General features: G+C 43.9%; 27 protein-coding genes and 1 tRNA gene. 14 read left to right on the forward strand and 14 right to left on the reverse strand.

Annotated elements, in window-relative coordinates:
• The first annotated feature begins 127 nt into the window (after nt 1-127).
• A complete protein-coding gene (locus tag BGX16_RS06320; protein WP_100425295.1) occupies nt 128-1,000 on the forward strand; it encodes an EamA family transporter in 873 nt (290 codons plus the stop codon).
• On the opposite strand, the gene BGX16_RS06325 is transcribed toward BGX16_RS06320, so the two are convergent.
• The 4 genes from BGX16_RS06325 to BGX16_RS06340 form a co-directional block, all read right to left on the reverse strand.
• Nucleotides 992-1,903, reverse strand: a complete 912-nt coding sequence (locus BGX16_RS06325; protein ID WP_100425296.1) for a hypothetical protein — start codon at nt 1,901-1,903, stop codon at nt 992-994. The two genes, BGX16_RS06320 and BGX16_RS06325, sit on opposite strands and share 9 nt — an antisense overlap.
• 68 nt (nt 1,904-1,971) lie before the next feature.
• Nucleotides 1,972-2,442, reverse strand: coding sequence for a TraR/DksA family transcriptional regulator (locus BGX16_RS06330; RefSeq protein ID WP_100425297.1), 471 nt, complete (start codon nt 2,440-2,442; stop codon nt 1,972-1,974).
• A 200-nt stretch (nt 2,443-2,642) separates the two neighbouring features.
• Entirely contained in the window at nt 2,643-3,608 is a 966-nt protein-coding gene (locus BGX16_RS06335) for an aldose 1-epimerase (RefSeq protein WP_157797908.1), read from the reverse strand.
• A gap of 11 nt (nt 3,609-3,619) precedes the next feature.
• Entirely contained in the window at nt 3,620-4,654 is a 1,035-nt protein-coding gene (locus tag BGX16_RS06340; RefSeq protein ID WP_157797909.1) for a tetratricopeptide repeat protein, read from the reverse strand.
• Nucleotides 4,655-4,745: 91 nt separating this feature from the next.
• On the opposite strand from BGX16_RS06340, the gene BGX16_RS06345 reads away from it, so the two are divergent.
• A complete protein-coding gene (locus BGX16_RS06345) occupies nt 4,746-5,066 on the forward strand; it encodes a hypothetical protein (protein WP_100425300.1) in 321 nt (106 codons plus the stop codon).
• On the opposite strand, the gene BGX16_RS14580 is transcribed toward BGX16_RS06345, so the two are convergent.
• Nucleotides 5,063-5,239, reverse strand: a complete 177-nt coding sequence (locus tag BGX16_RS14580; protein WP_157797910.1) for a hypothetical protein — start codon at nt 5,237-5,239, stop codon at nt 5,063-5,065. The two genes, BGX16_RS06345 and BGX16_RS14580, sit on opposite strands and share 4 nt — an antisense overlap.
• A 254-nt stretch (nt 5,240-5,493) precedes the next feature.
• On the opposite strand from BGX16_RS14580, the gene BGX16_RS06350 reads away from it, so the two are divergent.
• Nucleotides 5,494-6,063: a flavin reductase family protein gene (locus BGX16_RS06350; protein ID WP_100425301.1), complete on the forward strand. Its 570-nt coding sequence runs from the start codon at nt 5,494-5,496 to the stop codon at nt 6,061-6,063.
• Nucleotides 6,064-6,070: 7 nt separating this feature from the next.
• Here BGX16_RS06350 and BGX16_RS06355 read toward each other — a convergent pair whose 3' ends face one another.
• The 3 genes from BGX16_RS06355 to BGX16_RS06365 all read right to left on the reverse strand — a co-directional run bounded on the left by BGX16_RS06355 (nt 6,071) and on the right by BGX16_RS06365 (nt 9,808).
• Complete coding sequence (locus tag BGX16_RS06355; RefSeq protein ID WP_100425302.1) at nt 6,071-6,553, reverse strand: FISUMP domain-containing protein; 483 nt, start codon at nt 6,551-6,553, stop codon at nt 6,071-6,073.
• A gap of 57 nt (nt 6,554-6,610) precedes the next feature.
• Nucleotides 6,611-7,963, reverse strand: a complete 1,353-nt coding sequence (locus tag BGX16_RS06360; RefSeq protein WP_198514820.1) for an IS5 family transposase — start codon at nt 7,961-7,963, stop codon at nt 6,611-6,613.
• 63 nt (nt 7,964-8,026) lie between these two features.
• Nucleotides 8,027-9,808 carry an FISUMP domain-containing protein gene (locus BGX16_RS06365; RefSeq protein ID WP_198514873.1) on the reverse strand — a complete coding sequence of 594 codons (1,782 nt, stop codon included), beginning with the start codon at nt 9,806-9,808 and terminating at the stop codon, nt 8,027-8,029.
• Nucleotides 9,809-10,083: 275 nt separating this feature from the next.
• Here BGX16_RS06365 and BGX16_RS06370 point away from each other — a divergent pair, with 275 nt between their 5' ends.
• Complete coding sequence (locus BGX16_RS06370; protein ID WP_100425304.1) at nt 10,084-12,450, forward strand: FISUMP domain-containing protein; 2,367 nt, start codon at nt 10,084-10,086, stop codon at nt 12,448-12,450.
• Between the two features lie 95 nt (nt 12,451-12,545).
• Here BGX16_RS06370 and BGX16_RS06375 read toward each other — a convergent pair whose 3' ends face one another.
• Both BGX16_RS06375 and BGX16_RS06380 read right to left on the reverse strand, forming a co-directional pair.
• Nucleotides 12,546-12,914 (reverse strand): Hsp20/alpha crystallin family protein, encoded by a 369-nt coding sequence (locus tag BGX16_RS06375; RefSeq protein ID WP_100425305.1) that lies wholly within the window; start codon nt 12,912-12,914, stop codon nt 12,546-12,548.
• A gap of 63 nt (nt 12,915-12,977) precedes the next feature.
• Nucleotides 12,978-13,352, reverse strand: a complete 375-nt coding sequence (locus BGX16_RS06380) for an Hsp20/alpha crystallin family protein (protein ID WP_157797911.1) — start codon at nt 13,350-13,352, stop codon at nt 12,978-12,980.
• A 232-nt stretch (nt 13,353-13,584) separates the two neighbouring features.
• On the opposite strand from BGX16_RS06380, the gene BGX16_RS06385 reads away from it, so the two are divergent.
• A complete protein-coding gene (locus BGX16_RS06385) occupies nt 13,585-14,397 on the forward strand; it encodes a lysophospholipid acyltransferase family protein (RefSeq protein WP_100425307.1) in 813 nt (270 codons plus the stop codon).
• A gap of 198 nt (nt 14,398-14,595) precedes the next feature.
• On the opposite strand, the gene BGX16_RS06390 is transcribed toward BGX16_RS06385, so the two are convergent.
• Together BGX16_RS06390 and BGX16_RS06400 are read right to left on the reverse strand one after the other, a co-directional pair.
• Entirely contained in the window at nt 14,596-15,327 is a 732-nt protein-coding gene (locus BGX16_RS06390) for a sulfite exporter TauE/SafE family protein (protein WP_100425308.1), read from the reverse strand.
• An 875-nt stretch (nt 15,328-16,202) separates the two neighbouring features.
• Complete coding sequence (locus BGX16_RS06400; RefSeq protein WP_198514835.1) at nt 16,203-17,555, reverse strand: IS5 family transposase; 1,353 nt, start codon at nt 17,553-17,555, stop codon at nt 16,203-16,205.
• A gap of 497 nt (nt 17,556-18,052) precedes the next feature.
• Here BGX16_RS06400 and rsmG point away from each other — a divergent pair, with 497 nt between their 5' ends.
• From rsmG to BGX16_RS06440, 8 genes are all read left to right on the forward strand, one after another.
• Nucleotides 18,053-18,703 (forward strand): 16S rRNA (guanine(527)-N(7))-methyltransferase RsmG, encoded by a 651-nt coding sequence (gene rsmG / locus BGX16_RS06405; RefSeq protein ID WP_157797912.1) that lies wholly within the window; start codon nt 18,053-18,055, stop codon nt 18,701-18,703.
• Nucleotides 18,696-19,481, forward strand: a complete 786-nt coding sequence (locus tag BGX16_RS06410) for a ParA family protein (protein ID WP_100425311.1) — start codon at nt 18,696-18,698, stop codon at nt 19,479-19,481. The genes rsmG and BGX16_RS06410 overlap by 8 nt, the downstream gene beginning before the upstream one ends.
• Nucleotides 19,482-19,483: 2 nt before the next feature.
• Nucleotides 19,484-20,383, forward strand: coding sequence for a ParB/RepB/Spo0J family partition protein (locus tag BGX16_RS06415; protein WP_100425312.1), 900 nt, complete (start codon nt 19,484-19,486; stop codon nt 20,381-20,383).
• Nucleotides 20,380-21,171, forward strand: coding sequence for a M23 family metallopeptidase (locus BGX16_RS06420; protein WP_100425313.1), 792 nt, complete (start codon nt 20,380-20,382; stop codon nt 21,169-21,171). Before BGX16_RS06415 ends, BGX16_RS06420 begins: the two co-directional genes overlap by 4 nt.
• A gap of 10 nt (nt 21,172-21,181) precedes the next feature.
• The gene (locus BGX16_RS06425) at nt 21,182-21,535 is read left to right on the forward strand and encodes a bactofilin family protein (RefSeq protein ID WP_146139437.1); all 354 of its coding nucleotides are present in this window, start codon (nt 21,182-21,184) and stop codon (nt 21,533-21,535) included.
• Nucleotides 21,536-21,922: 387 nt separating this feature from the next.
• Nucleotides 21,923-22,672, forward strand: coding sequence for a metallophosphoesterase family protein (locus BGX16_RS06430; protein ID WP_100425315.1), 750 nt, complete (start codon nt 21,923-21,925; stop codon nt 22,670-22,672).
• 75 nt (nt 22,673-22,747) lie between these two features.
• Nucleotides 22,748-22,820: transfer RNA gene (locus tag BGX16_RS06435), tRNA-Met, on the forward strand.
• Nucleotides 22,821-22,846: 26 nt separating this feature from the next.
• The gene (locus BGX16_RS06440; protein WP_100425316.1) at nt 22,847-23,275 is read left to right on the forward strand and encodes a hypothetical protein; all 429 of its coding nucleotides are present in this window, start codon (nt 22,847-22,849) and stop codon (nt 23,273-23,275) included.
• A 265-nt stretch (nt 23,276-23,540) separates the two neighbouring features.
• Here BGX16_RS06440 and lnu(C) read toward each other — a convergent pair whose 3' ends face one another.
• Nucleotides 23,541-24,035 (reverse strand): lincosamide nucleotidyltransferase Lnu(C), encoded by a 495-nt coding sequence (gene lnu(C), locus BGX16_RS06445; protein WP_100425317.1) that lies wholly within the window; start codon nt 24,033-24,035, stop codon nt 23,541-23,543.
• Between the two features lie 23 nt (nt 24,036-24,058).
• On the reverse strand, nt 24,059-25,096 hold the full coding sequence (locus tag BGX16_RS06450) for an IS1595-like element ISSag10 family transposase (RefSeq protein WP_002837184.1): 1,038 nt from the start codon (nt 25,094-25,096) through the stop codon (nt 24,059-24,061).
• Between the two features lie 129 nt (nt 25,097-25,225).
• On the opposite strand from BGX16_RS06450, the gene BGX16_RS06455 reads away from it, so the two are divergent.
• Nucleotides 25,226-26,542 carry an ISL3 family transposase gene (locus tag BGX16_RS06455; RefSeq protein ID WP_100425318.1) on the forward strand — a complete coding sequence of 439 codons (1,317 nt, stop codon included), beginning with the start codon at nt 25,226-25,228 and terminating at the stop codon, nt 26,540-26,542.
• Nucleotides 26,543-26,564 lie beyond the last annotated feature (22 nt).

Below are 26,564 nucleotides of genomic sequence, written 5' to 3' on the forward strand. Positions count from 1 at the left end.
CAGATTTCCGTTTTATTTTCATTCTCGGGACAGAGGAATTCTATTACCGTTTTGTCCTTGTCAACCTCGATTTAGAGGTGCCCATATAATAATTATTCCAAGTTGGCATAATTACTATCTTTGGCCCATGCTTTGGGTCACACTCGCACTTGGATCCGCCTTATTTTTAGGATTCTATGACATTGCAAAGAAAAAGGCTCTCACCGGCAACGCCGTTTTGCCCGTCCTGTTCTTTGTCAGCTTAACCTGTACCGCCGTTCTTTTGCCGGTTTACTTCCTCGGTAAAATTCCATCGCTTGCGCTTTCCGAGCATTTGATGCTCCTCGTCAAAGCGGCGATCGTGACCGCAAGCTGGATCTTTACCTTCAACGCGGTCTCCCGTCTACCGCTCAGTCTCACCGCTCCCATCCGCGCAAGTGCGCCGATCTTTACTATCGCGATGGCGGTCGCCATCATGGGAGAACGTCCGAGCTCCTTTGAATGGATCGGCATCGGCTTTGCCATGGTGAGCTATTTCCTCATCAGCATCGCATCCCGAAAGGAAACGGGACACTTCTTTACGAACATCTGGATTCTTTCGATGTTCTTCGGCACCTTTCTCGGATCGTGCAGCGGCGTGTACGACAAGTTCCTATTGCAAAGGGCAAAGCTCGACCCGCTCGCAATCCAGTTCTACTTTAACATTTACATGGCATGCATCCAAGCGTTCAGCATTCTATTACTCTGTTTCTTGCAACGTAACAAGCCGGACCGAAAACGCTTTGAATTCCGCTGGATCATTTTGGCGGTGGGCGTTCTGCTCGTCATCGCAGACCGTTTTTACTTCCTCGCCGTCCACGAACCGGACGCCCTGATTTCCGTCGTCACGGTCATCCGCCGTTCGAACGTGCTGATCAGTTTCGCCGGTGGGCTGATTTTCTTTAAGGAAAAACGCACCAAACTCAAATACGTCGCCATGGTGGGTATTCTCATCGGGCTTTTCTTCTTTGGCTTAAAATAAACGATTCAAGAATTTCTGCGCGTCTTCGCAGACGACAACGTCCTTGTCGAAAAGGCGTTGCAAGCGTTCGATTGAATTGTCCTTCTTAGGTTCAAAAACGACGACATTTCGAATACGGGTCCGATGTTTCAAAAGAAACGGGAAGCTGTTTCCGTCCGTCTGCGGAAATCCGTAGCCGATTACATAGATTTCATCCGCTCTCGAAAGGTAATAGTCCGCCTTCGCCCAAATGACGTTAAAAAGGCTCCCCCGCAAAAAGGAATCCTTCGCATGCGCCATCGGAATAAAAATCGGATTGTCCTTTTGATACATCGGAAAACTGCGGTCGCCAGGTTCTATACGACAAACGCTTTTCAAATCAAAATCTTCGCCCGTCCCCTTGACCGGATACCAGTTGAGCGACCCGTGCAGTTTCAAAAGGTCAATCGTCCGCGAACGGGAGCCGCATTCCGCAGAACGGTCCGCGCGCTCGATGTTCACCCCGTAATCCACAGCAGTCGAAGCGCAAAGTTCCGGATCCTGCAGCACCTGGTCTTCAATCAGCGTGTCGTAATTGAAAGAGAGAATCAGATTGTCCCGCTTAGAATTGGCACGGTCATTTGCCACCGCATTCAAAAAATGCGAAAGGTTCCGGGAAGCCTCCGCCGAAAGCGGCACCGAGCGGTGCATCGAAAGAGCGATAAACCGGAGCAATTCAAAACGGAGCGTCGCATTGTGCAAACGCTCTTCTTCGCTCGGAAAAATCTGCGTCGCGAGAATGTTCGTCGCGACCGATTCAATCTTTAAATATTCCGATTCACCACGGCAAAGTTCCCGCAAAAAGTAGCAATAATTCCGGAGCGTCATGCACTCCGGATAAATCCCGTCGGGGATGCGACCGTTCAAATCCTTGAGCGTCGGCATCTCGGGGCAATAGGACTTACTAAAGCCCGAGCCGACGAGAAAAACGCGACGGTAGTGATCTGAAGAAATCAGGAATTGCCTCTCTGCGCCATGCGCTGTTGCTGGGCGTAAAGGCGAGCCATTTCCATACGGTTTTCTTCGCGTTCACGCTTCTTCGTTTCGGACTTGCAGCTCACGCACTTGGTCGCCGTCGGCACCGCTTCGAGGCGAGCCTTCGGAATCAACTTCTTGCAGACCTTGCAAATGCCGAACGTGCCGTCTTCGATACGCTGAAGGGCTTCTTCCAAGTATACGAGGTACTTGCCATCGCGAGCGGCTAAGTCAAAGTTCGTTTCGAGGGAATTGTAGTCGGAAGCGACGTCCGCCATGTGAGTGGCATAACCGGCCGTTTCACCGCCCTGATCACGCTGCCCTTGGAACGTTTCGTTGTTCGCGACGTCGCTTTGAGCAGCGACCAGTTGACGGCGACGTTCTTGCAAAAGGGCCTTGAAGTAATCCAAATCCTTCTGACTCATTTTTTCTTGCTTCTTTTCTGCCATCTTAACCATTCCTCTCTTGGACTACTCTCTGGATTGAGAGTACCATTGCCCGCATAAACTATTCTTTTTTTTAGAAAAGGGGCGGGCTTTTATAAAAATTGTTCAAATTTCCGAAGTCCCACACCAAAAACTATCCCGGTGAATGATCGCAAACCGATGATTGCCACCTGTTGCCGTGTCATAATGAGCCAAAGGCGTGATTATCGAACGGATATTCCAAACTCCGCGCCCCAAAGGAGTTCAATCGACGCATTCGGAATGATTTCTATCAATTCACGGTGATGGTTCAGCACATCGGGCGCAGAACTCATCGGTTCAAGCGCAATGCTTTCACGGTCAGGGGGAGTGTAAATTTGAATACCGCGCCACAGATCCTTGCCCGTCTTCTGCCAAACGTCAATCTGGTTTCCCGTTTCGGGATCCTTCAAAATGACCGAAACCCGGTCCGAACTTTCGGCGTCAAAAGCGAAATAATCGTTGATGAAAGTTTCCGCGATCGGAGTGTTTCCTGTGAAACGCGTTTCCGCTTCGAGTTCCCCTGTCGGAATATCCGCGGAATCGAGCAGCGCCTTGTGAGAAGCCGGCATCGAAAGAGTCAAAGCGTTCACCTTTTTGCCGAGCATAAAGTACGGGTGGAATCCCTGTGCATAGGGGAGCGTTTCGTGATACGTATTTTTCACAATGGATTTTACGGTAAAGGATTTTCCGTTGAACGCATAAATGTTTGTTACTTTGTATGTAAATGGATAAGCATTTGCGTCACCGTAAAAGTCTCGCGAAAGAGTCAACACGGCTTCTTTTTCATTGGACGCAAAGGATTCGAACTTCCACGGGAGAACATGCAAAAAACCGTGAAGCGCATGCGGAGCCCAGCTTACGTTGTTCACCAACTTGTAATCCTTTCCCTTCCAAGACCACTTGGCGTTTGCCGTGCGGCCCGGCCACGGAGAAAGGCAAACGCCTGCGTTTGTATCCGCCTGAATTTTGCGGAAGGTTTCCGCGTCGCGGTAACCGTAAAGCAAGTCCATTTTTTTGCCGTTCACCGGGACGCGCCAAGCGTTTAAGCCTGCGCCCCATCCTGCAAGGATTTCCAGTTCGCAGTCATCCGCATGGACCACGTAACGTTCTACTGTTCCGAGCGGTTTCGATTCCAAGAAAAAGTTCATTTGTAAAGTCCTCATTTTTTCACTTTCAAAAATTCCGCATGAATCCAATCATAAAAACGTTTGGAATCATTCGCATGGATCAGTCGCCATTTCGCATAAACAGACCTGTCGGCATTTTCAACAATCGTGTAAACAAAAGCGTCCACTAGATTTTCTTTCACAAGTCCCTTGTAAAAAGGAGTCAAGACATTCGAATAGTGACTTTCATCAAATCCCGCGATTAATTCGACAGCATCCTTAAACATGTGGGCCAAGTATTCTGCGATCTGTTCTGACGTGGTATCCTTTTCATAAAATTTTCGATTCCCTAAAGAATCCATGTTCGCCAACGCATAAGCTAAAATAAAAGCATCGTGCAAATCCGCCTTTTTTGACTTCTTCGGCAAATTCATCGTAATGGTATCCTTTGCCCGAACCGTCACAAGTCCCTTTGAATTCTGATACAAAATACGAAGCATATTCTGCATTTGATCTTTTTTCTGGGTAAGCAAAAGCGAGTACATGCCATAAGAAAAAACGTCCGTCCAATTGCCCAAATTTTCAGAAACGAAAGTCAAATAGTAATATGTACTTGGATGAAGCTTTGTATTCCGCGTTGCTTTTACAAACCATTCAGCAGCCTCTACATCCCGCTTTGCTCCCATGCAAGTTACACCCGCATTGAAAGGAATATTGTAAGAATGGGGAGCCTTCGCAAATCCCGCTTTGTATGCTTCTAAAGAGGAATCCGGCATTTTCATCGCATCATAAATCGTACCGACCATGCTTGCAATCGATTCTACCAAGCGAGGATCCTGATTCAAGCGTTCCGCCTCTTTCGCAAATTGAAGCGCCTGTTTTACATCGCCTTTTGCGTAATAGGAATAACCGAGCTCGTACTTGACAAGTGCACTTTTCGGATCGAGTTTTTCGGCTTCTTTATATTTTGCGATTGCGTAATCGTATTTTCCCTTGTCGTGAAATTCAGTTCCTTCTTGAACCAGCTCGTTCACGCCGGCAAACGAAAACGCCATAAAACTGATGAGAAAAAGAAATACATTCTTCATTTTATACACCATTCATTTTTTTCAAAAAAAAAGTAAAAATAAAAGCTCCACAAAAATTCGGCAGCACGGAACTTTTTATATTAAAAGGCAAATGAGTACACGTTATAAAATTAAAGATGTCCGTTGCGAACAACCCGGTGACGGCATGCCGACGATCTATAAAACGAGCAAAAGTATTTTCGGAAACCTGATCATGCAGGATTATTCCGAAGAAGTCGACAGCTATATCGTTTACACAAGTCGGAATTACGAAAGATTTTTGAAGGACAGTGCAAACCCTTTATTCCGCGCCATGCACTATCTGATTTACATTGTGCAAGCGGATTGGGCGGAATCCAAAAAATTCATCGACGAAACTAAAGGAAAATTCGTCGATGAATTGACGACCCCCGAGATTCGGACAACGCTTTAGGCTTCGACTTTATCTTCGACAGCCTTTTCGTTCTTCGCTTCGTTCTTGGTTTCACACTCGTCTTCGATTTCCTGCTCCGCTTCCACGTTGCGCATCATCGCAATGCGGGTAATCACAGCCACAGCTGCGGCAAAAACAGTCACGATAGCGCCGACGACAATTCCCTTCTTCATGAAAACTCCTTTTTTCTGATTCTAAAATAATATTAAAATTTACATATCGGCGATTTTTATTTTAAAACAAAAAGTCTACGGCATAAAACTACGCCGTAGACTTTAATCACTGCTCCAGTTTCCTGGATTAAACCCTTCCTTCATTCAATATAACGGCAGTTTTCAAAAATCGGTTCAAAAATTCTCACCGGCAAATGTCCAAGTTAGAACATTCAAACCTATAATTTGATAATTTTATTCAAAAAGGAGTTTTTATGAGAAAGGATTTTGGCAAAAAGGCAATTATCACACCGCTTCCTGTTTTGATTATCGCCACTTACAACGAAGACGGCAGTGCAAACGCCATGAATGCGGCCTGGGGCGGCCAACGGGAAGACGACCAGATCACGATTTGCCTCGGAACAAGCCACAAGACCGTGGAAAACCTGAAAAAACGCAAAGCTTTTACCGTGAGCTTCGGCACTCGCCAAACCGCAGTCGTCTCCGACTTCTTCGGTATCGTCAGCGGCAAAAAGTTGCCGAACAAGGTGGAAAAATCCGGACTGCACGTTATGAAAAGTGCAAACGTGGACGCCCCGATGTTCGAAGAATATCCGCTGACTCTCGAATGCACGATTCTTGAAATGAGCCCGGACTGCGACGGCAGCACTTATATCATTGGACAGGTTGAAAACGTGAGCGCTGACGAAAGCGTTCTCGGAGAAGACGGAAAGGTGGATTTAGGCAAGGTACAACCGATTTCTTACGATTCCGTCGCCAAGGCTTACCGCGTCCTCGGTGAAAAGGTCGGCAAGGCATTCAGCGACGGAAAGCAGCTGCTTTAATTCACAACTAGTCTTCATCTTTGATGCAGCGAACGGAGCGGTAATCGTTCTTCCAGTTGCCGCCCACTCCTGCATCATACGCACAGACGTAGAATGTTGCCACCTCGCGATCGTCACTGTAAACTTCGTCGATAGCCCAGAATCTGCCACCGATCCATCCATTTCCAAATGAAAATGGATAAACCGAAAAGCCAAGCATGTCGTTTGCCTTGGAACTTATTCCACCACTTTGAATTCCTTCGTCGGACCCTAAAATTCGCAAAATGTTTCCAGGATGCTGATACGCAAAGTCATCTGTCGCATATACGGAATTTAACAATTCTTCCCATTCCGCTTTACTCGGAATATGCCAGCCGTAATCACAGGCACCGCGAATTTTACCCGTCAAATTGCAGGTTTTGTTAAAACCGCATTCCATAGGATTTGTCTTATCGTTTGCTAGCGCGATCGAATCAATGGCTGCGACCCAGAAATAGCCACGACCCGTCACTTCGCAACCGGCGGATCCACCACCATCCGTCGGATTATATAGTTGACCCTTAAAAAGTCACTTCGCGAGCGCAGGATAAGGAGGTTCGCCGTTTTTATTCACCCCTTCCCGGCAAAGGAAGCAACAGTATAGCCATTCCAACAGGACAAAAAAGCGCCTCATGGCCCTCTTGAAGTTGAACGCCGCTGCTGCAAGCTTTGCATTGAGCATGTCGCCAAAGATTCCCTTGTAGAAATTTCTACCCATACGGTGGTCGCTTTTCAGGTGGCCGTTGATAGGCTCGATGCCTGCCCTCTTGCAAAAAAGCTTGTGAGCCTTTTCCTTCTGGTAGTAAGTCGCGTTTTTCTTCGGGACGTCCGGTATCACGATCTTTGTCGTTCCGGATTCCTTTTGTCCGCGGTAGCCTCGGTCGCATGCGGCCTGGCTCGGCCTGAATCCAAGCATTTGTTCAACATGGTCAAGCGTATCGTCTATCGTATGTCCGTCATACTCGTCCCGGAACGAGACCGCGCCGACAATGATGCCGCTGTAGCTCCGGGCGATTGACACCTTGTTGCCGAACTCGTATTTCTTGTGTTCCTTGCCCTTGCCGATGCATTTTACTTCGGGTTCGTGAAGCGAATAGACCTTGTCCTTGTCGCATTTCTTCTGTGCCAGAACTTTTTTGAAAAGCTCGATTTTTTCTTTGTACGTGTTCAACAAGTTCTTGCTGGCGAGATTTCGCTCTAATTCACGGACGAGCCGTCCCGCGATTGTCTTCAGCCTGCGATCTGCCTTGTGAGCCTTCTTGCCGTTCTTCGGGTGATTGCGGAAACGCTGGTCACGATGGACCTTCTTCAAGGTTCTCTTGTAGGACTGTCTTTGCGGAAGATCATGCTCTTCCACGATCCTCTGTACCTGTTCTATTATCTTGTTCGCAAGTTTGGCGTCTGTAGGGAACGTGATGTTCTTTTCCTGCACGGTCGTGTCAAGAAAGACCGTGCCGCATCCTGTCGGTCCTTGTTTATCGTGGTCATCGTTGACGAGGATACTTTCCTTGAGGATCATGTCCATGCCCGCTTCGCCAATCATGTGCCGGAAGTGAACAAGTTCGCTCGGGTCGCAGGGTTGCTCCGTCGAGAAGAACCGTTCTCCGCAAAAATACTGGTAATAGGCGTTTTCCTGAAACTGCTCCACGACGGACTCGTCCGATACGTTGCGGATGTGCTTCAGGATGATGAGCCCGGTCATGAGACGGATCGGCTTGTTCGGCGCACCCATTTTGTCGTCAAACCGTTTCGAAAACTCGGTCTCGAACTTGTTCCAGTCAATCTTGTTCGCGAGAACGTAGAGGGAATGCTTGTGGTTCAACTGCTCCTCAAGGGAACAGAAAAGGCTTGTCTGTGCGTGGGATTTTGGCGGTCTGTACATAAAAAATTGCAAGGTTTTCAATCATATTTTAGAAAACCTTGCAATATTTTCACAGGGTAGAAATCAGTTTTTCCCAATAGTTATGCGGGCTGGGCGGGATTTTAAGGGACGACTATATACATCTTCAAGGCAAACGCTCTTTTTATATTTCACATAATTTTCGTCTGTATAATTCAAATTTTCCGCAAGCCATGTCTGGTTTCCGATTTTGACCGTATAGTAAATCTGTCCATCACGGCTGTCCGTCATCTTTCCATATTGAATATCCGGATTCAAGCGAGCGCTCTTCGGAACTTCATTTGCCTTGCGGCTCGCGTCTGTAACACTTACCCAGCCGTAACTTGGCGTACAGTAAAAACGGAAAGCCGGGTTTAGATTTCCATTCGTCATGGTTCCTACTTCCGATGCGGTACAAGGCTTACCGTCGGTATTGATTTCAACCGTTGTCGCTAAGCGGTACCCAGTCGTATCGCACATGTAATATGTAGAATCATAGTGATAAAGATCTTCGATCGCTGTCGCTGAAGTATCGATAATCAACGTCAACTTTTGGATTTTTCGGGATGTGCAAATTCCATAGAGGGAGTCGTAATGATTGACCCTTCTCCACGAGCGATTACTGAGACAGATGTAGCTCGTATCGTTTACTATCGAAATTTCATCCACATTTTTTTCTGAGCATTCACCACGGGCAATTTGTTTTTCATTGGCATACTCCCAAACAGAATCTACGCAGATGTAAATATTTTCGTTGAACGTTTGAAGTTCGGTCCTACGTTCCACGGTGCACTTGGGCAGCATATCGTTGGCATCGGGTTCTTCCCATCTGTAGATGGGAGTAATCGTACCGATCGCATGACAGGAATAGGTTTCACCCAGATAGGTTTTCATTTCTCGAAGTTTTTTTTCACTGCACTTTCCAAGTGCTTCGCCAAGCTTTGCCACTCGCCATTGAGAAGTCAATGAATCGCAAATATATGCCGTGTCACTTAAAATACGTACAGAATCGAACATCAAAGCTTTGCATTCCCCAAATTCAAAATTGAGACTTTCTTCGATAGTCGATTTTTGCCATGACGAATCTGTACAGGTATAATGTTCGTTTCTCCATACGCCGATAGAATCTTCCTTGGAATCGTTGCAAGTACCGAGCGTTCCCACTAGAGTATTCTTATCGTTCAAGCATCGTACATAGATTTCTGCACGATATGCGTAAAGTTCCGGAGAATGCCAATCTGCATCGTCATAATCAAAGCGGATTGCGGTAGCATAGCCGTCCCAATCCATATCGCCATCGACCCAGAATGCAGTATACTGACCTTCCAAGGCATAATAACCATTATAAAATCCGGTCGGCTTCACCGAAAATCCAATCAGATTTCCGCCATTTCCGCTGGTTCCATTTTCATCCGATTCCCATCCGGATGTGGTCTTGAGCACCCAACCGGCCGAATCCTCGTGAGCTTCTTCCAAAAGTGAAAAAAGTTCTTTCCATTCCGCATAAGTCGGCAGGTGCCAACCTTCAGGGCAAACTTTCTTTGCCTGTTTTAAGGAATAAAGCACTCCATAATTTTTAGAAGTGCCGTAATCCCTGCTGTTTTTGGAACCTTCCAGCTTGTAGTTCAGGTTTTCCGCCATCCAGGTGTAATCGCCCACGGTGACAGTGGAATATTTTTGACCGTCTCTCTTATCCGTAAAAGAACCTGACTTGATGACGATTGTAGAATCGTTCCCGTCCGGATCGGTGTAAGAAAGGTCCGAGGGATCGCCCGATGTAGAATTTCCGCAAGCAGAAAGATGAAACATTGCCAAGAACAACATGGCAATCATTGCTACAATTTGCATTTTTCTCATGAGTGACCCCATTCTAATTCTCTTTTTGCAAAAGATAACCATTCTTTTGAAAAAAGGTGGAAAATATCAAAAGTTAATTTGTTTATAAAAATTTATAGCGGGGGGGGGTAAAGGAAGCTCGTGTTAGCTATCTTTTGTTAAATCCTATTTGGAGGAATATTATTTCAAAATCAATTACTATGGACGCCTTGTGTAATCCGTTTATTTATATATAAATTAGCCTACATTTGGCAAATTATACGGGGATGCTTTGTTATTTTTAGGGAATGAAGTTTATGAAAGAATATTTTTATAAAAACACGTTCGCGAAAAAGTTCACTGTCTTAGCCCTTGCGGGGGTGCTCGGGTTTGCCCTTTCGGCTTGCGATAATTCGTCATCGGCAAGTAACAATGCACTTCCTGCAGAAGTCTATGACTTGGCTGAACTGGATACTTACGAATGTAATGACGAAATAACAGGGAAAAAAATCTATGTCTCTGAACAGTCTCTGAATTACGAATGTGACGGCAAAGCCTGGCAAAAAACAAACGACAAGACCAAACCGAGTTCCTCTTCGAACAAAACATCCAGCAGCTCATCCAAGAAAAATACATCGGATATAAATCCCGAAAATTTAAAAACAGCAGACTTCTTAAATCCGGAAATTTCCTATGGAGAAATCAAGGACAGTCGCGACGGCGAAGTCTATAAGACTGTAAAAATCGGGGACCAGACATGGATTGCCGAAAACTTGAGATACCGATACAAAGGAAAAACAGCCTCTTTGGACTCCTCAAGTTTCTGCTATGAAGACAATCCGGAAAACTGTAAAAAATTCGGACGCATGTATCTTTGGAGTGCTGTCATGGACAGTGCGGGAATTTTGAATGACGACGGAAAGGGATGCGGAAACGGCGTCACATGCACCCCGTCTTATCCTGTACAGGGAATCTGCCCAGAAGGCTTTCACGTGCCGAACGGAATCGAATACCAAAAGCTTTTATATTATGCGGGAGCGCATTATCAACGAATAAATACGGGGTACTATCTTCATGATGCAAATGCCTTTTACTCGGAAATAGGTTCAAACGGGAAAAAAACGACTGGAACCGATGATTACGGATTCTCTGCGATCATGTCAACTCATTCCGAGTATTATAAAACCATCTTTTCCGTCTTTTGGACTTCTGTGCAAAGAAGTTCCAAGTACAGCAAAATATTCTATCTCAGTCCACAATATGCCGCAATCTACGATAATGGCTCTCTGGAATCTTCCCACAAAAATTACCTGCGCTGTATTAAAACAGAAGAAGATTCCACTTATGCCATTTCCACCGATATCCAACATGACCTTAACCGCGCTGTAGCCTGTAAAACAGACGAAGTCGATACTTGTAAATATGGAACTCTCGTCGATTCCAGAGATGGACAAAAGTACAAGACCGTTCAAGTCGGGTATATGATCTGGATGGCGGAAAATTTGAATTACCGCTATTTGCAACCGTCGGCTACAGAAGATTCCACGAGTTCCTGCTACGAAAACGATCCGGAAAATTGTAAAAAGGATGGACGCCTGTATTCGTATAGTGCGGCGGTGGATAGCGCAGGAATTTTCAGTGACAATGGAAAAGGCTGCGGCTACGGAATTAAATATTGTCCCTATCCGGACACGGGATTTATCCGCGGAGTCTGCCCAGAAGGTTGGCATTTGCCGTCTGGTGCTGAAGTGTTGGATCTTAGATATATGGCATACAAAAATAAGGATATCGAATCCAAAACGGAATTCAGTGCCGGCGGAGCTTTTTCACTTGGGTTAAACATCCGTCCTGTGGGAATCAAACGAGGACACTGGTACGAAGGCTATGGCGCCCTTATGTGGACAAGTTCATCTGTCGAAGAAAAATATGCCACCTATATACAAGTACATAGTTATTTATTCGATCATGATTGGGAGTATCAGGAGAAAAATAACCACATGTCCGTAAGATGCGTTCGACATTTCGATTCTTACGAACCGACCGAACCGGATACAAAAATTTCCTTCCCGACTTTTGACGAAACCATTCCCGTCGTAGATCCCTGCCGCGGCACCGGATGCAGTGATTCCATTGTGGATGAGAGAGACGGAAAAGTTTACCGAACTGTTAAAATTGGAGACCAATGGTGGATGCAGGATAACCTACGGCTTCAAGATACGACAGACACGCTTTACAACAAATATGATAAAGAATATCCTTGGAGCGTTGCCATGGATAGTGCAGGAATTTATTCAACAGACGGCAAAGGCTGTGGCAATGGAAAGTTCTGTTCTACATCCGGCAAAGTTCGAGGCATTTGTCCAAAGGGTTGGCATTTACCGACCACAAAAGATTTCTGGACTTTGATGGCCCATGCGAGCGATAAACCCCTAAAATGGAAAGACGATATAAATAATCTCTATTTTAGACACACTGCAACCCAGTATACCACCCAATATTACGGTAGCAAGGCATTGACTTCTTGCTATTGGGCTTCCACAGAAAAATCTGAAGAAACCGCTTCCCAAATGTGCGTTTCCGCAGATGATGGATCCTTGTTTGCAAATTTTGTCAGCACGTCAGGAGGCATCAAAAAGAATAAGGATAAACATACGATACGCTGCATCAAGGATTAGTCTAATCGGAATTCACACCGCTCTAAAAAATATCCTTATATCAAAAAACGGCTCCCGCAGGGGAGTCGTTTTTACTTAGGGTTTAGGATGAAACATTATTTGATTGTCAATTTGTGCTGAGCGGCGCTCTGCTTTCTCGTGAACTTGAATGTGAGAATACCGTTTTCGAGGAACGCCTCGGCGGATTCCGGATTGATTTCATCAGCGAGCTTGAAAGAGCGTTCATAATGCATTTCTGCAGAAGCGCTCTTACGGGTCGCCTTGATGCTCAAGGAATTGCCTTCCACATGCACATCGATATCGCTCTTTTTTACACCGGGCAATTCGACTTCGAGCGTGTAAATACCGCCTTTTTCCGAAACGGTTGCACGCGGAGTGCAAGAGGAGCAAGCCTTGACATCGTCATTCAACGTGTCGAACAGATCGCTAAATCCAAAAACCGGAAGCAATTCATTTGTATACATAGTGTATCTCCTTTTTTTGAATTTTACCGAAACGAAAATTCCGAAAAGCCTAAAGTGAAAAATTTATTTGATGACGAGCTTGTGCGGAGCCGCCGAAGCCTTCTTGGAAAGCTTAATCGAAAGCAAGCCGTTTTCAAAAGTCACATCGGCAGCTTCCGTATCGAGATCCTGGGAAAGCTTGAAAGAACGTTCGAACTTCATATCGGCAGTCGCGGACTTACGAGAAGCCTTGATGGTAAGCATGAAGTTTTCGAGGTTCAGATCGATGTCTTCTTTCTTGACACCCGGAAGATCGACTTCGAGAGTATACTGGCCATTATTTTCGGCGACAGCGGCACGCGGCATGCAGGAGCCACAAGCCTTACCTTCATTTTCGAACGCATCAAAGAACTTGTTGAGTCCAAAGAAGTGAGTCGGAATCATTTGAGTGTTGTACATGGTGTTATCTCCTATTTGTTTATTTTTTCTTTTCTCACCCATGCTTATTGCAAAAGCCGTGCCAAAGTGCCGAGTTCGGAAAATTTTTTGAATTTTGGTAAAAGAGGAGCGGGGGAGTATTTCAAATTCGAACTAGGAGTTTTAAAACGAAATTTTTAGCTGATTTATTTTGAAGCAACTTCCAACCTACCTCTGCGAAGAAAAAATTTTCTAATTATGATTTCAGCAGTCTATGACGATTCGCGCAAAAATTCTTCAAACCATCCTGTACGCAGTCCTGAAGGTTTCGGGCTGGAAAAAGAAGGTGCTCTGGGAAAACTTGGAGCATGTCCGTCCGGGATTGTTAAATACTCAAAAAAAAGCTTTCTATCAAAAGCTCTTAAAAAACATCACCCGGGACGCTGCGGATTTCATCACCAAGAGCCGTATCTATTCAAAGGAAGATCCTCGTTTTGAAATAGACCCGGCGAGTCTTCCTGTCCTTGAAAAAATGAAAAAGGGTGGGCTGATGTTGACAGCTCACTTCGGAAATTACGAAATCATTGGCCCGTGGCTTGTCCGTATAGGCATTCCGCTTGTAGCAAGTTATGCACATTTGCACCCAAAAATTCTCGATAATTGGGTATATTCACATATAAGGTCTGTGGATAAATATAATTATTCACTTTTTATAAACAATCCTAGAGACATTATCAAAACCCTAGATGCGAATAACTTGTTCTGTCTAATCGCCGATCAAGACTATAGAAAACCTCGTTTTATTCCTGGAAAACTGTTCAAAAAGCTAGTTCACTGCAATCCGATTCCACAATTTATCCTCGAACACCGTCCACAGACACCTGTTTATATCTGTTGGCTGAATTCACAAAACGATAAAAGAATTCTCTCTGCACAAGAAATAACTGCTACAGATGGTGGAGAAATTTTTGATAAATATCATCTATGGTTAGAAAAACAGATAGAAAAATCCCCAGAAGAGTGGTATGGGTGGATACATCGCCGTTATTTATCCACTCAGAAATCCACCGAAATTCAGACAAGCTAAATTAACTATTTATTTGCCTTAAATGATTGAAATTCATCTATTTACAGCAATATTTTGATTTTTACTTTATTTTAAATTGAATTTAATCCACAATAAATCCCAAAATTTTATCTCATTTTTTAAAAAAAATAATGTTTCACGTGAAACAATGGAGGATAAAATAGGGAATGTTGAATGAAAGTGAATTGGACTTTGGGATTAAATGTTGAAAACTACGAGACCGCTCACGGACAAATAAATATACACGCAGCGTCGCAAAACTTTATCCGAAATCCGATTGAAAACTTTTCCACCTATAAAATTACCCAACAGCACAAATAAAATTCCAAATCCATAAGCCAGCCCTACCGCTGGAGTTAAAAACCCGTTATATCCGCGAACTACAGTCATCATAACATTTCCCGAAAACAAGTAAGCTTGCATACATGCTATATAAACATCTTTATTCGGACAGGAAGCAAGAAAATACAAAACCGCCGGCGGACCCTGCATTGCAAAAAGTCCACCCATTACACCGCTCAAAGTTCCCATGGAAATCTGAGTCGGAAGCGTCGGTTTCAAATGAATTTTTTTATTGAAAAATAAAAAGTAAAAGCTCGCAAAAAACAAGACCAAACCCAGAATCTGCCTAATCGAATGTTCTTCAATGCGAGTCAAATAAAAAATGCAGATAGCGGAAGCCACCATAAAAGTTATCAACAAAGGGAGGAACATCCTCCATACGATGAACTTCCACTTCTGCAAAACGATTAAAATCGAATTCGTTCCTGCCAACAGTCCGGAAAGTGCAGTCGCTTCACCATAACTTGGAAGCAAGAACGGAAAAATCGTCATCACGAATATTCCGAATCCAAAACCTGTCACACGCTGGATAAAACTTCCAGCTAAGCAAAACAGGCAAAGCAAAATAATATTCGCAGGATCCGTCATATTTAGAAGGCATCGCAAATATAACAAAGACTTTTGATAAAGAAAGTTACAAGTATATTATATAGTGTAAGAAAATAAAAAAACTAATTTTTAAGCAATTTCCTTCTTCAATTTTATCATTTCAAAAGAAAGCAATCGTGAGGCGGAATATTCATAATAGAAAAACTCCCGTTCTGAAAAAGGATTTTTTTTCAAAGGCCTAATGGAAAATATCGCTGAACAACCGGTAAAGTTATAAACGATGACCTTATAAATTAAGTTAAACCTCAAATTATGTATATACATTAATCTAAAGAGAAGGGCGGATATAACAATTGAGCATGTAGCGATATGGGTTAAAATTTTATAGAATTTTTATAAAGTTTTCAATACTAAATTCACATTTGGAGTACGCACATTTTTCCGTTGAATTCAAAGAACGAGTGGATAACCTCACAGAAAAATTCTATTTTCATCAGAATTATCCACATCATTTTACTCCATAAAATTTTTTTGTTTCACGTGAAACATTTTTTATACTCTTTCTTTAAGGAGGCCTTTATGGTTAAACAAAATTCCAATAACGGGACAACATTACGAACTCGAATTGTCCGGGATAAAACAAAATACAATCGAAAACAGAAACACAAGAAATCCTTCGCAGAAGCGGGGGATTTTTCCTTTATAGAAACTTTCCTTTTATTTTTCACTTGAATCATTTATAAACCGAAAGAACGTTTACAAACTTGGTTGTCGACACAGCCGACCCGAGCCATTTCGGATATATCTTGTTCAATATAGCATATACTATTCATGCTACAATATAGATACATACTAGGCGTTCTCAACTAACCACACTTTATTTTCAAAAGTTTATATAGTTGACCCTTAAAAAGTCACTTCGCGAGCGCAGGATAAGGAGGTTCGCCGTTTTTATTCACCCCTTCCCGGCAAAGGAAGCAACAGTATAGCCATTCCAACAGGACAAAAAAGCGCCTCATGGCCCTCTTGAAGTTGAACGCCGCTGCTGCAAGCTTTGCATTGAGCATGTCGCCAAAGATTCCCTTGTAGAAATTTCTACCCATACGGTGGTCGCTTTTCAGGTGGCCGTTGATAGGCTCGATGCCTGCCCTCTTGCAAAAAAGCTTGTGAGCCTTTTCCTTCTGGTAGTAAGTCGCGTTTTTCTTCGGGACGTCCGGTATCACGATCTTTGTCGTTCCGGATTCCTTTTGTCCGCGGTAGCCTCGGTCGCATGCGGCCTGGCTCGGCCTGAATCCAAGCATTTGTTCAACATGGTCAAGCGTATCGTCTATCGTATGTCCGTCATACTCGTCCCGGAACGAGACCGCGCCGACAATGATGCCGCTGTAGCTCCGGGCGATTGACACCTTGTTGCCGAACTCGTATTTCTTGTGTTCCTTGCCCTTGCCGATGCATTTTACTTCGGGTTCGTGAAGCGAATAGACCTTGTCCTTGTCGCATTTCTTCTGTGCCAGAACTTTTTTGAAAAGCTCGATTTTTTCTTTGTACGTGTTCAACAAGTTCTTGCTGGCGAGATTTCGCTCTAATTCACGGACGAGCCGTCCCCCGATTGTCTTCAGCCTGCGATCTGCCTTGTGAGCCTTCTTGCCGTTCTTCGGGTGATTGCGGAAACGCTGGTCACGATGGGCCTTCTTCAAGGTTCTCTTGTAGGACTGTCTTTGCGGAAGATCATGCTCTTCCACGATCCTCTGTACCTGTTCTATTATCTTGTTCGCAAGTTTGGCGTCTGTAGGGAACGTGATGTTCTTTTCCTGCACGGTCGTGTCAAGAAAGACCGTGCCGCATCCTGTCGGTCCTTGTTTATCGTGGTCATCGTTGACGAGGATACTTTCCTTGAGGATCATGTCCATGCCCGCTTCGCCAATCATGTGCCGGAAGTGAACAAGTTCGCTCGGGTCGCAGGGTTGCTCCGTCGAGAAGAACCGTTCTCCGCAAAAATACTGGTAATAGGCGTTTTCCTGAAACTGCTCCACGACGGACTCGTCCGATACGTTGCGGATGTGCTTCAGGATGATGAGCCCGGTCATGAGACGGATCGGCTTGTTCGGCGCACCCATTTTGTCGTCAAACCGTTTCGAAAACTCGGTCTCGAACTTGTTCCAGTCAATCTTGTTCGCGAGAACGTAGAGGGGGTGCTTGTGGTTCAACTGCTCCTCAAGGGAACAGAAAAGGCTTGTCTGTGCGTGGGATTTTGGCGGTCTGTACATAAAAAATTGCAAGGTTTTCAATCATATTTTAGAAATCCTTGCAATATTTTCACAGGGTAGAAATCAGTTTTTCCCAATAGTTATGCGGGCTGGGCGGGATTTTAAGGGACGACTATATAGTTAGGTAAGGTGGAACCTTTTATATAATTTCAAAAATTTATTCGTTTAGACTAGATGGAATATTGTATATAATTCCCTTTATTTTTTATATTATTGAAACAATTCTTGGTTGATACTGCAACAAAGACACTCAAACCTAAGCACGAGCTTTACAATGCGATCAAGAAAACTTTTCTTTTACCGTAAAGTATTTCTTCAAATGTTTCACGTGAAACATTACCTCAAATAAAACTTTAAACAATCATCCAAAAATCAAAATTTTATAATTTCAAAAAATCCTTTCAAAATCACTTTATCCACATCTTATATTCATAAATCGTAAAACATTTAAATTACCCACTCTTCTTTTCCTTTCATATAATTCTAAATTTTTTCACGTGAAACATTACTCAGATTCAAATCAAGAAAAATTGCTCGTTGAATTTCTTTCAGCGAATGGAATTTCCTTATCTGAAAATATTCTTGAAAAACTTTTCGCTTACGTAAATTTGGTAATTATCGGAAATGAAAAAGTAAATCTGATTTCCAAAAATGATATTCCCAAGTTTTTGACTCGCCACATTGCGGATTCTCTTTTTCCGTATATCGTTCTGTCTAAAGCAAATTATTTAAAACCTGGAATGGTCTGGACCGATATGGGCGCCGGTGGTGGCTGTCCTATTTATCCGCTTGCGATTGTTTGTCCGTATATTCAATTCTATGCATCTGAACCTCGTCACAAGAGAGTTCTCTTTTTGGAAGAAACCAAGAACGCTTTAAAACTCGAAAATCTGACTGTTGTCGGCAAACGTTTTGAAACTTCTAATATCCAAAATTGCGACATCATTTCTTGCAGAGCGCTTTCCCGTTTTGAAGCGGATTATGAAAGAGCTCTTCCGGGCCTTAAAAAAGACGGAATATTTGTGACATTTAAAAGTCGTGAAATTGCTCAGGAACTGAAGGACATTCCGAATGTTCATTTAATCGATTACAATCTTCCTCTTGAAACTCAAGAATACTCATTAGTGATCAAAGGAATCTATGGGTAAAGTTATCGCTATTTGTAACCAGAAAGGTGGCGTGGGTAAAACAACTACAGCAATCAACCTTGCTGCCAATTTTGCCGCTTTAGAAAAGAAAACCCTCCTGATCGACATGGACCCGCAGGGGAACGCCTCTCAAGGTTTGGGTTATCTGGAAAGCCAGGAAGAAGACGTGCACGAAGCACTCGAACTGGCAGAAAGTCCAGATGCGATTACAAAAACAGCTCTGAAAAAGTTCGTTTTGAAAACGGACTTGGACTATTTGAACGTCATTACTTCTGGTCCGGACCTTTCCGTAATGGAATTGGAATTGGTGAACGCAATGAGTCGTGAACACCGTCTGAGCCGTATCACGAATGTATTGAAGGAAGAGTTTGAATATATCATTATAGACGCTCCTCCTAGCTTGAACCTTTTGACCTTGAATGTCTTGACCGCAGCCGACAGCGTTTTGATCCCTGTCCAGTGCGAATACTACGCTTTGCAAGGTCTTGCAGAACTTTTCAACACAATCCGTCTTGTTCAGAAAAACTTGAATAATCATTTGAACATCGAAGGCGCACTTCTCACCATGTACGATAACCGCTTGAGCCTTTCCCGCCAGGTGGCAGAAGAAGTTCGCAACGTCATTCCGGAACGTGTTTTCAAAGTCATGATTCCACGCAACGTCAAACTCAGCGAAGCTCCGTCCCACGGAAAACCGGTTATTCTTTATGATGTCAAAAGTGCCGGTGCACAGGCTTATATGAAACTCGCTGAAGAAATCATCAATGGGGTGAAGTAACTATGGGAAAAAAATCGATGGCGCTCGGTCAGGGACTGAGCACAATCATGCAGAGCCACGCTCAAACTTTGAACGATCAGCTCAACCAGGATGAAAATGGAAATACCATCCAGGTGAAAAAAATCAACCTTGACTTGATTGACCCAAACCCGTATCAGCCCCGTACCGAATTCAACGAAGAAGAACTCGTTGAACTCGCAGAAACCATTGAACAGCAAGGGTTGATCCAGCCGATTACGGTTCGAAAATTCAACGGACGTTACCAAATCGTAAGCGGTGAACGCCGTACCCGTGCAGCACGTCTTGCCGGTTGGACGACCATCGACGCTTATGTGCATGAACTCCTTTCCGACAAAAAAATGGCGGAATGGTCTCTCATCGAAAATATCCAGCGTGTGGATTTGAATGCGATCGAAGTCGCTAAGTCCTATGAAAAGCTGATTGAAAATTACGGTTACACCCATGACGATCTCGCAAAGAGCGTGGGCAAGTCCCGTTCGGCAGTCACGAATGCACTCCGTCTTTTAAAGCTCCCGGAACAGGTCCAAGCCTGGATCAGCGAAGGAAAAATTTCCCAGAGCGCAGCCCGTACCTTACTCAGCCCGGAAATTTCCGACCCGGAAGCCGTTGCCCGTGACATCATTGAAAAGGGAATGAACGTCCGAGAAATTGAACAGATTTCCAAGGACAAGAAAAAGGAAAAGGCTCCAAAGGATCCGGCAGTCGAAACTCCTCTCGACCCGAACATCGTTTCTTTCCTCAAAAAAATGGAAGAATTTTTCGGCACGTCCGTCAAACTCCAGAAGGGAAGTGAAAACGCTTCCAAGGGAAAGCTCATCATCGATTACTATTCCTTTGAAGATTTGACCCGCATCCAGGAAAAAATGGAAGGATTGAATTGAAGAACCGATATCACATTATCCAGATCATCCCTTCGGATTCAGGAAAAACTATTTCCTTTAAAATCAGCTCTCTGAAGTGGAAGATTTTTGGAATTTTGATTATCGCCATCTTTTTGATGGGCGGTTTCTTTATCTATAAACTTTCCACCATCAACGCGATCATCATCAGTTCAAGACAGGTTCACGCCCAGAACGAAATGCTGCTCAAAAAACAGCAGGAATATGAAATGTTTTTCTCGGAATTGGATTCCATTTCCACCATGGAAAAACAGATCAAGAATATTCTAGGCACCTTCTTCGAAACGGATTCTACCAAACTTTCCAAAGTCATCGACAAGAATCGATTTGACTTTACACCGCTTTCCAAGAACCGCTTCAATGCGGAACTTCAAAGCTATACCAACGGCGGAAAATCAGAGAACTGGTCCAAAATGCCGAGCATCAACCCGACCATCGGCATCATCAGTAAACAGTTTTCCTCGGAACATACAGGCATTGACATTTCTGCGAAAAACGATGAACCGGTCTTTGCGACTGCAGAAGGAAAAGTTATTTCCGCTGCAAAAACAAAGGATCGCGGATTGCATTTGCAAATCAATCACGGAAATGGTTACATCACCAGTTATTCCCATCTTCAAAAAACCTATGTAAAAAAAGGTGAATTCGTGAAGAAGGGAGAAGCAATCGGGACGGTAGGCTCTTCTGGAAACACAACAGGCCCTCATATCCATTATGAAATCCTGAAGAATAACGTTCCCGTCGATCCAGAACTTTTTATTGAAGAATAAGGAACCTTTTATGGCAAGAGAAAACGACAGTCAGTTTACACAGATTAGCCCTTCCATGTTCATTACCGGGGATCTTACCGGTTCGAGCGATTTGCGCATTGCCGGTAAAATCAAAGGCAATATCGCAACGACAGGTGATGTCGTGATCGAAGAATCAGGGTATGTCGAAGGAACGATCAAAACAAAAAATGCGACGATTGCAGGAAAAGTCAGCGGTGACATTGAATGCAGCGAAAAGGTGGTTCTGGAAGCAAAATCTTTAACCATTGGAAATCTGAAAGCAAAACTCTTAGTCATCCAATGCGGAGCAAAGCTAAAAGGAAACTGCGATGTTTCCGTCGAAACTGAAACCAAGAAGTCTTAACGGACTTCTTTTTTTTATCCACTCTGTCTTTAAATTTTCTTCTTATATATATAAAAGGTATAGGTATTGATAACGTGGATTTGTGGACAAAATGTAAAATTGTGGATATAAGTAATTGATTTTTAAAAAGATATAAAAGAAGTGGATAAGTTTTTTCTTTTGAAAACTCGGGAATCTATCAACAGAATTCAATGTTGAAAACTCGGAAAGGTTAAATTTTCAATATCAATCCCCAGAATGGGCACAAACCGACGTTGAAAGTGAGTTTTCAATAGGTTATCCATCCACATGTTGATAAATTTATTAAATTGTTTTGCATCACATTGAAAGTCAAAGACTTAGAGTTTATATAGCTCTAGGGATTAAACTTTAATTAGATTAAAGGGTATGGAAAAGAGAGTGGGATATTTTCGGATAGGGCAGATTACGGATATCCATCTGATTGTAAAAAACGATCAGGAGGATAGTTTACAGTCCGTCGAAAGCTTTAAGAAAACTTTAGAAGACGCAAAGAAGTTCAATTTGGATCTTCTTGTCTTTAGCGGTGACTTAAGCGAACACAGTTATAGGGAAGAATACGAACTTTTCTTTCGGATGATCCAGGGTTATGACCGTCCCTGGTGCTTTATCACCGGAAACCATGATAATTCGGTAGAACTTTCAAAAATTTCCCCGGTGCCAATGGTATTGAAAGAGGGGAATTATTTTTACAAGAAGGATGTAAACGGTTCCACTATCTTCTTTTTGGACAGTTCTATGGGAATCGTTTCGAAGCAACAGCTCGAATGGCTCGAACAGGAAGCGGCGAAAGAAAAGAAGGAAGTTTTTCTTTTTGTACATCATCCGCCTTGTCATTGTGGACACCTGTTCATGGATTCCCGTTATGCGCTCAAGAATTTGAAGGAAGTCGGGTTTGTTCTCGACCGTATTTCCAATTTGCATGCGATTTTTGTGGGACATTACCATTCTGCGATGGAAGTGGATCGTGGAAATGGCCAGACGGTTTACCTGACTCCTTCGACGCAGATGCAGCTTGATCCGGATTCTGTGGACTTTCACATTTTGAGTACGGTCCCAGGCTGGCGCTACATTGAATATCGGAATGGTAAACTTTTCACAGAATTAAGATATCTTTGATTTGTTATAAATTTCTAATTATTTTAGGGAATACCCTTGATTTTATTTCAAGACTTAGCTAAATTATTCCCACCCGGCGGTTTAGCTCAGTAGGTAGAGCAACGGAATCATAATCCGTGTGTCTGTGGTTCGACCCCACAAACCGCTACTATTTCCTTGTGGAAGGAGCTCAATATGAATAATAAGCTTTTTGCGTTTTTGTTCTTACTGGCTTCTTCCCTTTTTATTTTTGGATGCGGCAGCGATAAAGCCGATGAACTGACTCCGGATCTTCCTGCTAAAACCGCATCGATTGTAACCGCTCCGATTACGGTTCCAAACTTTGTGACTCCGCAGAATTCTTCGATTAACGAGAATAAGGCAAAGCAGTATGTGAATGCCAGTGCAGCGCTTATCCTTCTCGGTGAAGAATGGTCCGAAAAAATTGAGAAGGCCAAAGGCGAAGAAAGGCTCGTTATTCTTAAAAACTACGAAAAGGCTCGCGATCAGGTTTGCAGTCGCATCGGTCTTGCAGGCCTCGCTGAATACAACTGGATTACGAATGTGGCCGTCAAAGATTCGAGCAACGCCGACGTCTTTGCAAAAGCAGGCTTGAAGCTTTAAGTTTTCTAAAAAATGGAAAAGAGCATCCGTTACCCTACGGGTGTTTTTTTTGTAAGCATTCAAAATGAAGAGCTATGCTTACGTGATTTTTAAGGCTCTTCATCAACATGTGTGGGTGGCTTCGCCACCTTTTTTTGTTGACTTTCGCCTAAATCAAACAAAAAAAATGGGCTATTTTCTAAAAGGCTATGTCACAACAAACAGTTGATAAATAGCCATTTTTATAGGGGAGTATCAGAACTCCCCTACAAACTGTTATTTGCAGTTATCTATACTCATTTGGAATTTCGATATGAAATGTCTCACACAATAACTTCACATCATGTGCATCATTTTCATCAAACTCGTATCCCAGATGGAACATTACTTGACTATATGGTTCAATACAGGAAACCTCTATTTCCTCAATTCTTCCTTTACCCGAAAAAGTTTCTACCGGAAAACAATCCCCATCATAAAGAATTTCACCTTCGTCCGTATATTCAAAACAATGCAAATCAATAATTCTGTTTTTCAAATCTTCCCATACAGTATGGTTCAATGTTGTATATTCCATCTTAATCTCATAAAAGCCATTAGCTTTCATTATTTCTATAAAGTTCTGATAATCGTTCTTTTCTACAAGAATGTCAATATCATTATGGGCTCTTGACTGATATCCAAGAAGAGCATCTACACCCCAGCCACCATCAAGAAAGACTTTAATCTCCGCATCTATTGCAAATTGAAGAATCTGTTTTACATCTGTTATATTGACCATCTTATCATCTCCACAAATTCTAATTAGGCGACCAGAGGAACTGCTGGTCTGTTTGATAAATCTCTGCATTTAGCAGTTTTCAATGTTGCCAAAACAAAAGTTAAGAAGATGTTCCTTTTCTCCATGTCGCTTTCTTTGGCGTAATTTACAAGGTTATTCCACACAAGATAGTTGTTCAGATACTTGGTAGAAACACCGTTAAAGCCACGCATAAACCTCTTTAGCTGGCTATGGTAGCTATTGATATGTTGGATATTATAAATGCCTTTCTTGGCTTTGCCAGTCTTTAACTGCACAAGGTCAATACCATTGGCATTTGTAAATCTCACATAGGAGTTCATCTTGTCCGTAACAAGAGTGGAATTGGTCTTAATCCTACCATCATAAATATGATGTAAATCTCTTGTAGAAACTCTACCAGTATTCGTAATCTTGGAGATAGACAAGCCATTCCTATTAACCGCACAAGGAACACATACCTTTTCTTGGGACAAGCCTCTGATATGTGTAGAATGACCACGCTTATGAGCCTTGCGTGGCATAGCAAATGTCTTACTCTTGCTATGATTGCCCTTGTACGAGATGGCGAAAAAAGTTTCGTCAGCCTCAATAATGCCGTCAAGGGTAACATCGTCTGCCATATTCTGAAGTGCATCCAAAATCTTGTGTCTCCAAAGGAATGCGGTGTTTCTGTGAATCCCACAAGCAACAGCAGTCTTACGAATGGATAAGCCATTCATCATACAATCAATGTACTGCTCCCACACGGACAAGTCTTTTCTTGTACCAGACACAATGGAGTTCGTAGCAATCACGAAGGACTTGCCACAATCCTTACATACATATCGCTGTGTGCCATCTTTACGATGACCATTGCGAACCACATGGATACAGCCACAAAGAGGGCATACACGACCATTTGCAAAGCGTTCCTTTGCTACGAAATCTTCAATATTCAAAGACTTTACAAAGGCAGGACTTAAAAGCATTGTTTTAAGGCTTTCCTGCTCTGCGACAGTCAACTTACCGATAATATCTAATGCGTCTTTGATAGTAGGCATATCCAATTACCTCCTTCGGTGGTACTGTTTCTTACTATTATTATACGCTATTTCTCGTCAAAAATCAACCATTTGTTGTGACAGAGCCTTCTAAAATTTAATCGCCAAAAAAAACAGAAGAAAAAGCCCATGTCAAAATTATACAAATCCATCTTCAATGTCAACGGCTGTTCAGTCGTCAAGCAGGAGCAAACCGACACCACGGTCACCATCACGGTAAGACTCACCAAGGGCAACGCCAGCAGGTGCGGCTGTTGTGGGCGAAAAGGGAAGCTCTACGACAACGGCCGGGAACAGAGGGTATGGCGGACGCTCGATCTCGGCACGAAGATGGGCTTCATCAGGATGGACACCTACAGGGTGAAGTGCAAGAAATGCGGCGTAAAAACGGTGAAGGTGCCGTGGGCAAGCCACAGGTCAGGCTTCACCGACGCCTTCGAGCAGCAGGTCGCATGGGCCGTATGCAGCATGTCGAAAAAGGCTGTCGCAAAGCAGCTACGCATCGCCTGGAATACCGTGGGGGAAATTGCCGACCGCGTATGGGATCGCCTGGACACAAGGCCGATCAAGGCAGGCTGCATCTTCAGGCGCATAGGCATCGACGAGACCAGCTACAAGAAAGGGCACAAGTACATAACGGTGGTAGTGGATCACGACAGGCGCTGCGTGATCTGGGTCCACGAGGGCTACGGGAAGGAGGTGCTGGACCTCTTCATGAGGGAACTCAGCGAAGAGCAGCGCAAGGGCGTGGAGCTTGTGACTTGTGACGGAGCCAAGTGGATAAGGTCAAGCATCGAGGAGTTCCTGCCCAATGCCGAACGGTGCGTGGACAGCTTCCATGTCGTACAGTGGGCGACAGAAGCCCTGGACAAGGTCCGTGTGGAAGCCTGGAAGGAGGCCCGCAAGGAAAACCGCAATCAGAAACGGGGCCGAGGCAGGCCCACGAAGGATAGCGTCCCGAAGGACCGCACCGCGGAGGGGATAAAGAACTCCAGGTACGCTCTGGGCAAGGCTCCAGAGAACCTTAACGAAAGCCAGCAGAGAAAAATAGAACTCATAGCAAGCCGCTATCCGCGTCTCTACAGGGCATACCAGCTCAAGGAGGAACTGCGCATCATCCTGAAGATGGGCTATGACGATGCCAGGGAAAATCTGGACAGGTGGCTGTGGCGTGCAAGCCACTCACGCATCGGCTCAGTAAAGGATCTGTACGCAAAGATCAAGCGTAACTACGACGGAATCCTCAACACAATCAGGCTGGGCGTGTCAAACGCAAGGATCGAGGCGACGAACAACAAGATAAAGCTACTGATACGGACTGCCTATGGCTTCAGGAACATGAACAACATGCTGTCGCTGATAATGTTGAGCTGTTCCTATGTCGATGTAAAGATAGCCTACGAATGGGAATCGGAATCGAGAGAATCATCTAGCAAGGCTGCCTAAATGCTACCACACATATTGATGA

Source organism: Hallerella succinigenes (assembly GCF_002797675.1).
GTDB classification, from domain to species: domain Bacteria; phylum Fibrobacterota; class Fibrobacteria; order Fibrobacterales; family Fibrobacteraceae; genus Hallerella; species Hallerella succinigenes.

Bases quoted from the DNA above. Each gene is read 5' to 3' on its own strand.
- BGX16_RS06320 (WP_100425295.1), top strand. From the start codon at position 128: ATGCTTTGGGTCACACTCGCACTTGGATCCGCCTTATTTTTAGGATTC.
- BGX16_RS06325 (WP_100425296.1), bottom strand. From the start codon at position 1,903: ATGCCGACGCTCAAGGATTTGAACGGTCGCATCCCCGACGGGATTTAT.
- BGX16_RS06330 (WP_100425297.1), bottom strand. From the start codon at position 2,442: ATGGCAGAAAAGAAGCAAGAAAAAATGAGTCAGAAGGATTTGGATTAC.
- BGX16_RS06335 (WP_157797908.1), bottom strand. From the start codon at position 3,608: ATGAACTTTTTCTTGGAATCGAAACCGCTCGGAACAGTAGAACGTTAC.
- BGX16_RS06340 (WP_157797909.1), bottom strand. From the start codon at position 4,654: ATGAAGAATGTATTTCTTTTTCTCATCAGTTTTATGGCGTTTTCGTTT.
- BGX16_RS06345 (WP_100425300.1), top strand. From the start codon at position 4,746: ATGAGTACACGTTATAAAATTAAAGATGTCCGTTGCGAACAACCCGGT.
- BGX16_RS14580 (WP_157797910.1), bottom strand. From the start codon at position 5,239: ATGAAGAAGGGAATTGTCGTCGGCGCTATCGTGACTGTTTTTGCCGCA.
- BGX16_RS06350 (WP_100425301.1), top strand. From the start codon at position 5,494: ATGAGAAAGGATTTTGGCAAAAAGGCAATTATCACACCGCTTCCTGTT.
- BGX16_RS06360 (WP_198514820.1), bottom strand. From the start codon at position 7,963: ATGTACAGACCGCCAAAATCCCACGCACAGACAAGCCTTTTCTGTTCC.
- BGX16_RS06365 (WP_198514873.1), bottom strand. From the start codon at position 9,808: ATGCAAATTGTAGCAATGATTGCCATGTTGTTCTTGGCAATGTTTCAT.
- BGX16_RS06370 (WP_100425304.1), top strand. From the start codon at position 10,084: ATGAAGTTTATGAAAGAATATTTTTATAAAAACACGTTCGCGAAAAAG.
- BGX16_RS06375 (WP_100425305.1), bottom strand. From the start codon at position 12,914: ATGTATACAAATGAATTGCTTCCGGTTTTTGGATTTAGCGATCTGTTC.
- BGX16_RS06380 (WP_157797911.1), bottom strand. From the start codon at position 13,352: ATGTACAACACTCAAATGATTCCGACTCACTTCTTTGGACTCAACAAG.
- BGX16_RS06385 (WP_100425307.1), top strand. From the start codon at position 13,585: ATGACGATTCGCGCAAAAATTCTTCAAACCATCCTGTACGCAGTCCTG.
- BGX16_RS06390 (WP_100425308.1), bottom strand. From the start codon at position 15,327: ATGACGGATCCTGCGAATATTATTTTGCTTTGCCTGTTTTGCTTAGCT.
- BGX16_RS06400 (WP_198514835.1), bottom strand. From the start codon at position 17,555: ATGTACAGACCGCCAAAATCCCACGCACAGACAAGCCTTTTCTGTTCC.
- BGX16_RS06410 (WP_100425311.1), top strand. From the start codon at position 18,696: ATGGGTAAAGTTATCGCTATTTGTAACCAGAAAGGTGGCGTGGGTAAA.
- BGX16_RS06415 (WP_100425312.1), top strand. From the start codon at position 19,484: ATGGGAAAAAAATCGATGGCGCTCGGTCAGGGACTGAGCACAATCATG.
- BGX16_RS06425 (WP_146139437.1), top strand. From the start codon at position 21,182: ATGGCAAGAGAAAACGACAGTCAGTTTACACAGATTAGCCCTTCCATG.
- BGX16_RS06430 (WP_100425315.1), top strand. From the start codon at position 21,923: ATGGAAAAGAGAGTGGGATATTTTCGGATAGGGCAGATTACGGATATC.
- BGX16_RS06440 (WP_100425316.1), top strand. From the start codon at position 22,847: ATGAATAATAAGCTTTTTGCGTTTTTGTTCTTACTGGCTTCTTCCCTT.
- BGX16_RS06450 (WP_002837184.1), bottom strand. From the start codon at position 25,096: ATGCCTACTATCAAAGACGCATTAGATATTATCGGTAAGTTGACTGTC.
- BGX16_RS06455 (WP_100425318.1), top strand. From the start codon at position 25,226: ATGTCAAAATTATACAAATCCATCTTCAATGTCAACGGCTGTTCAGTC.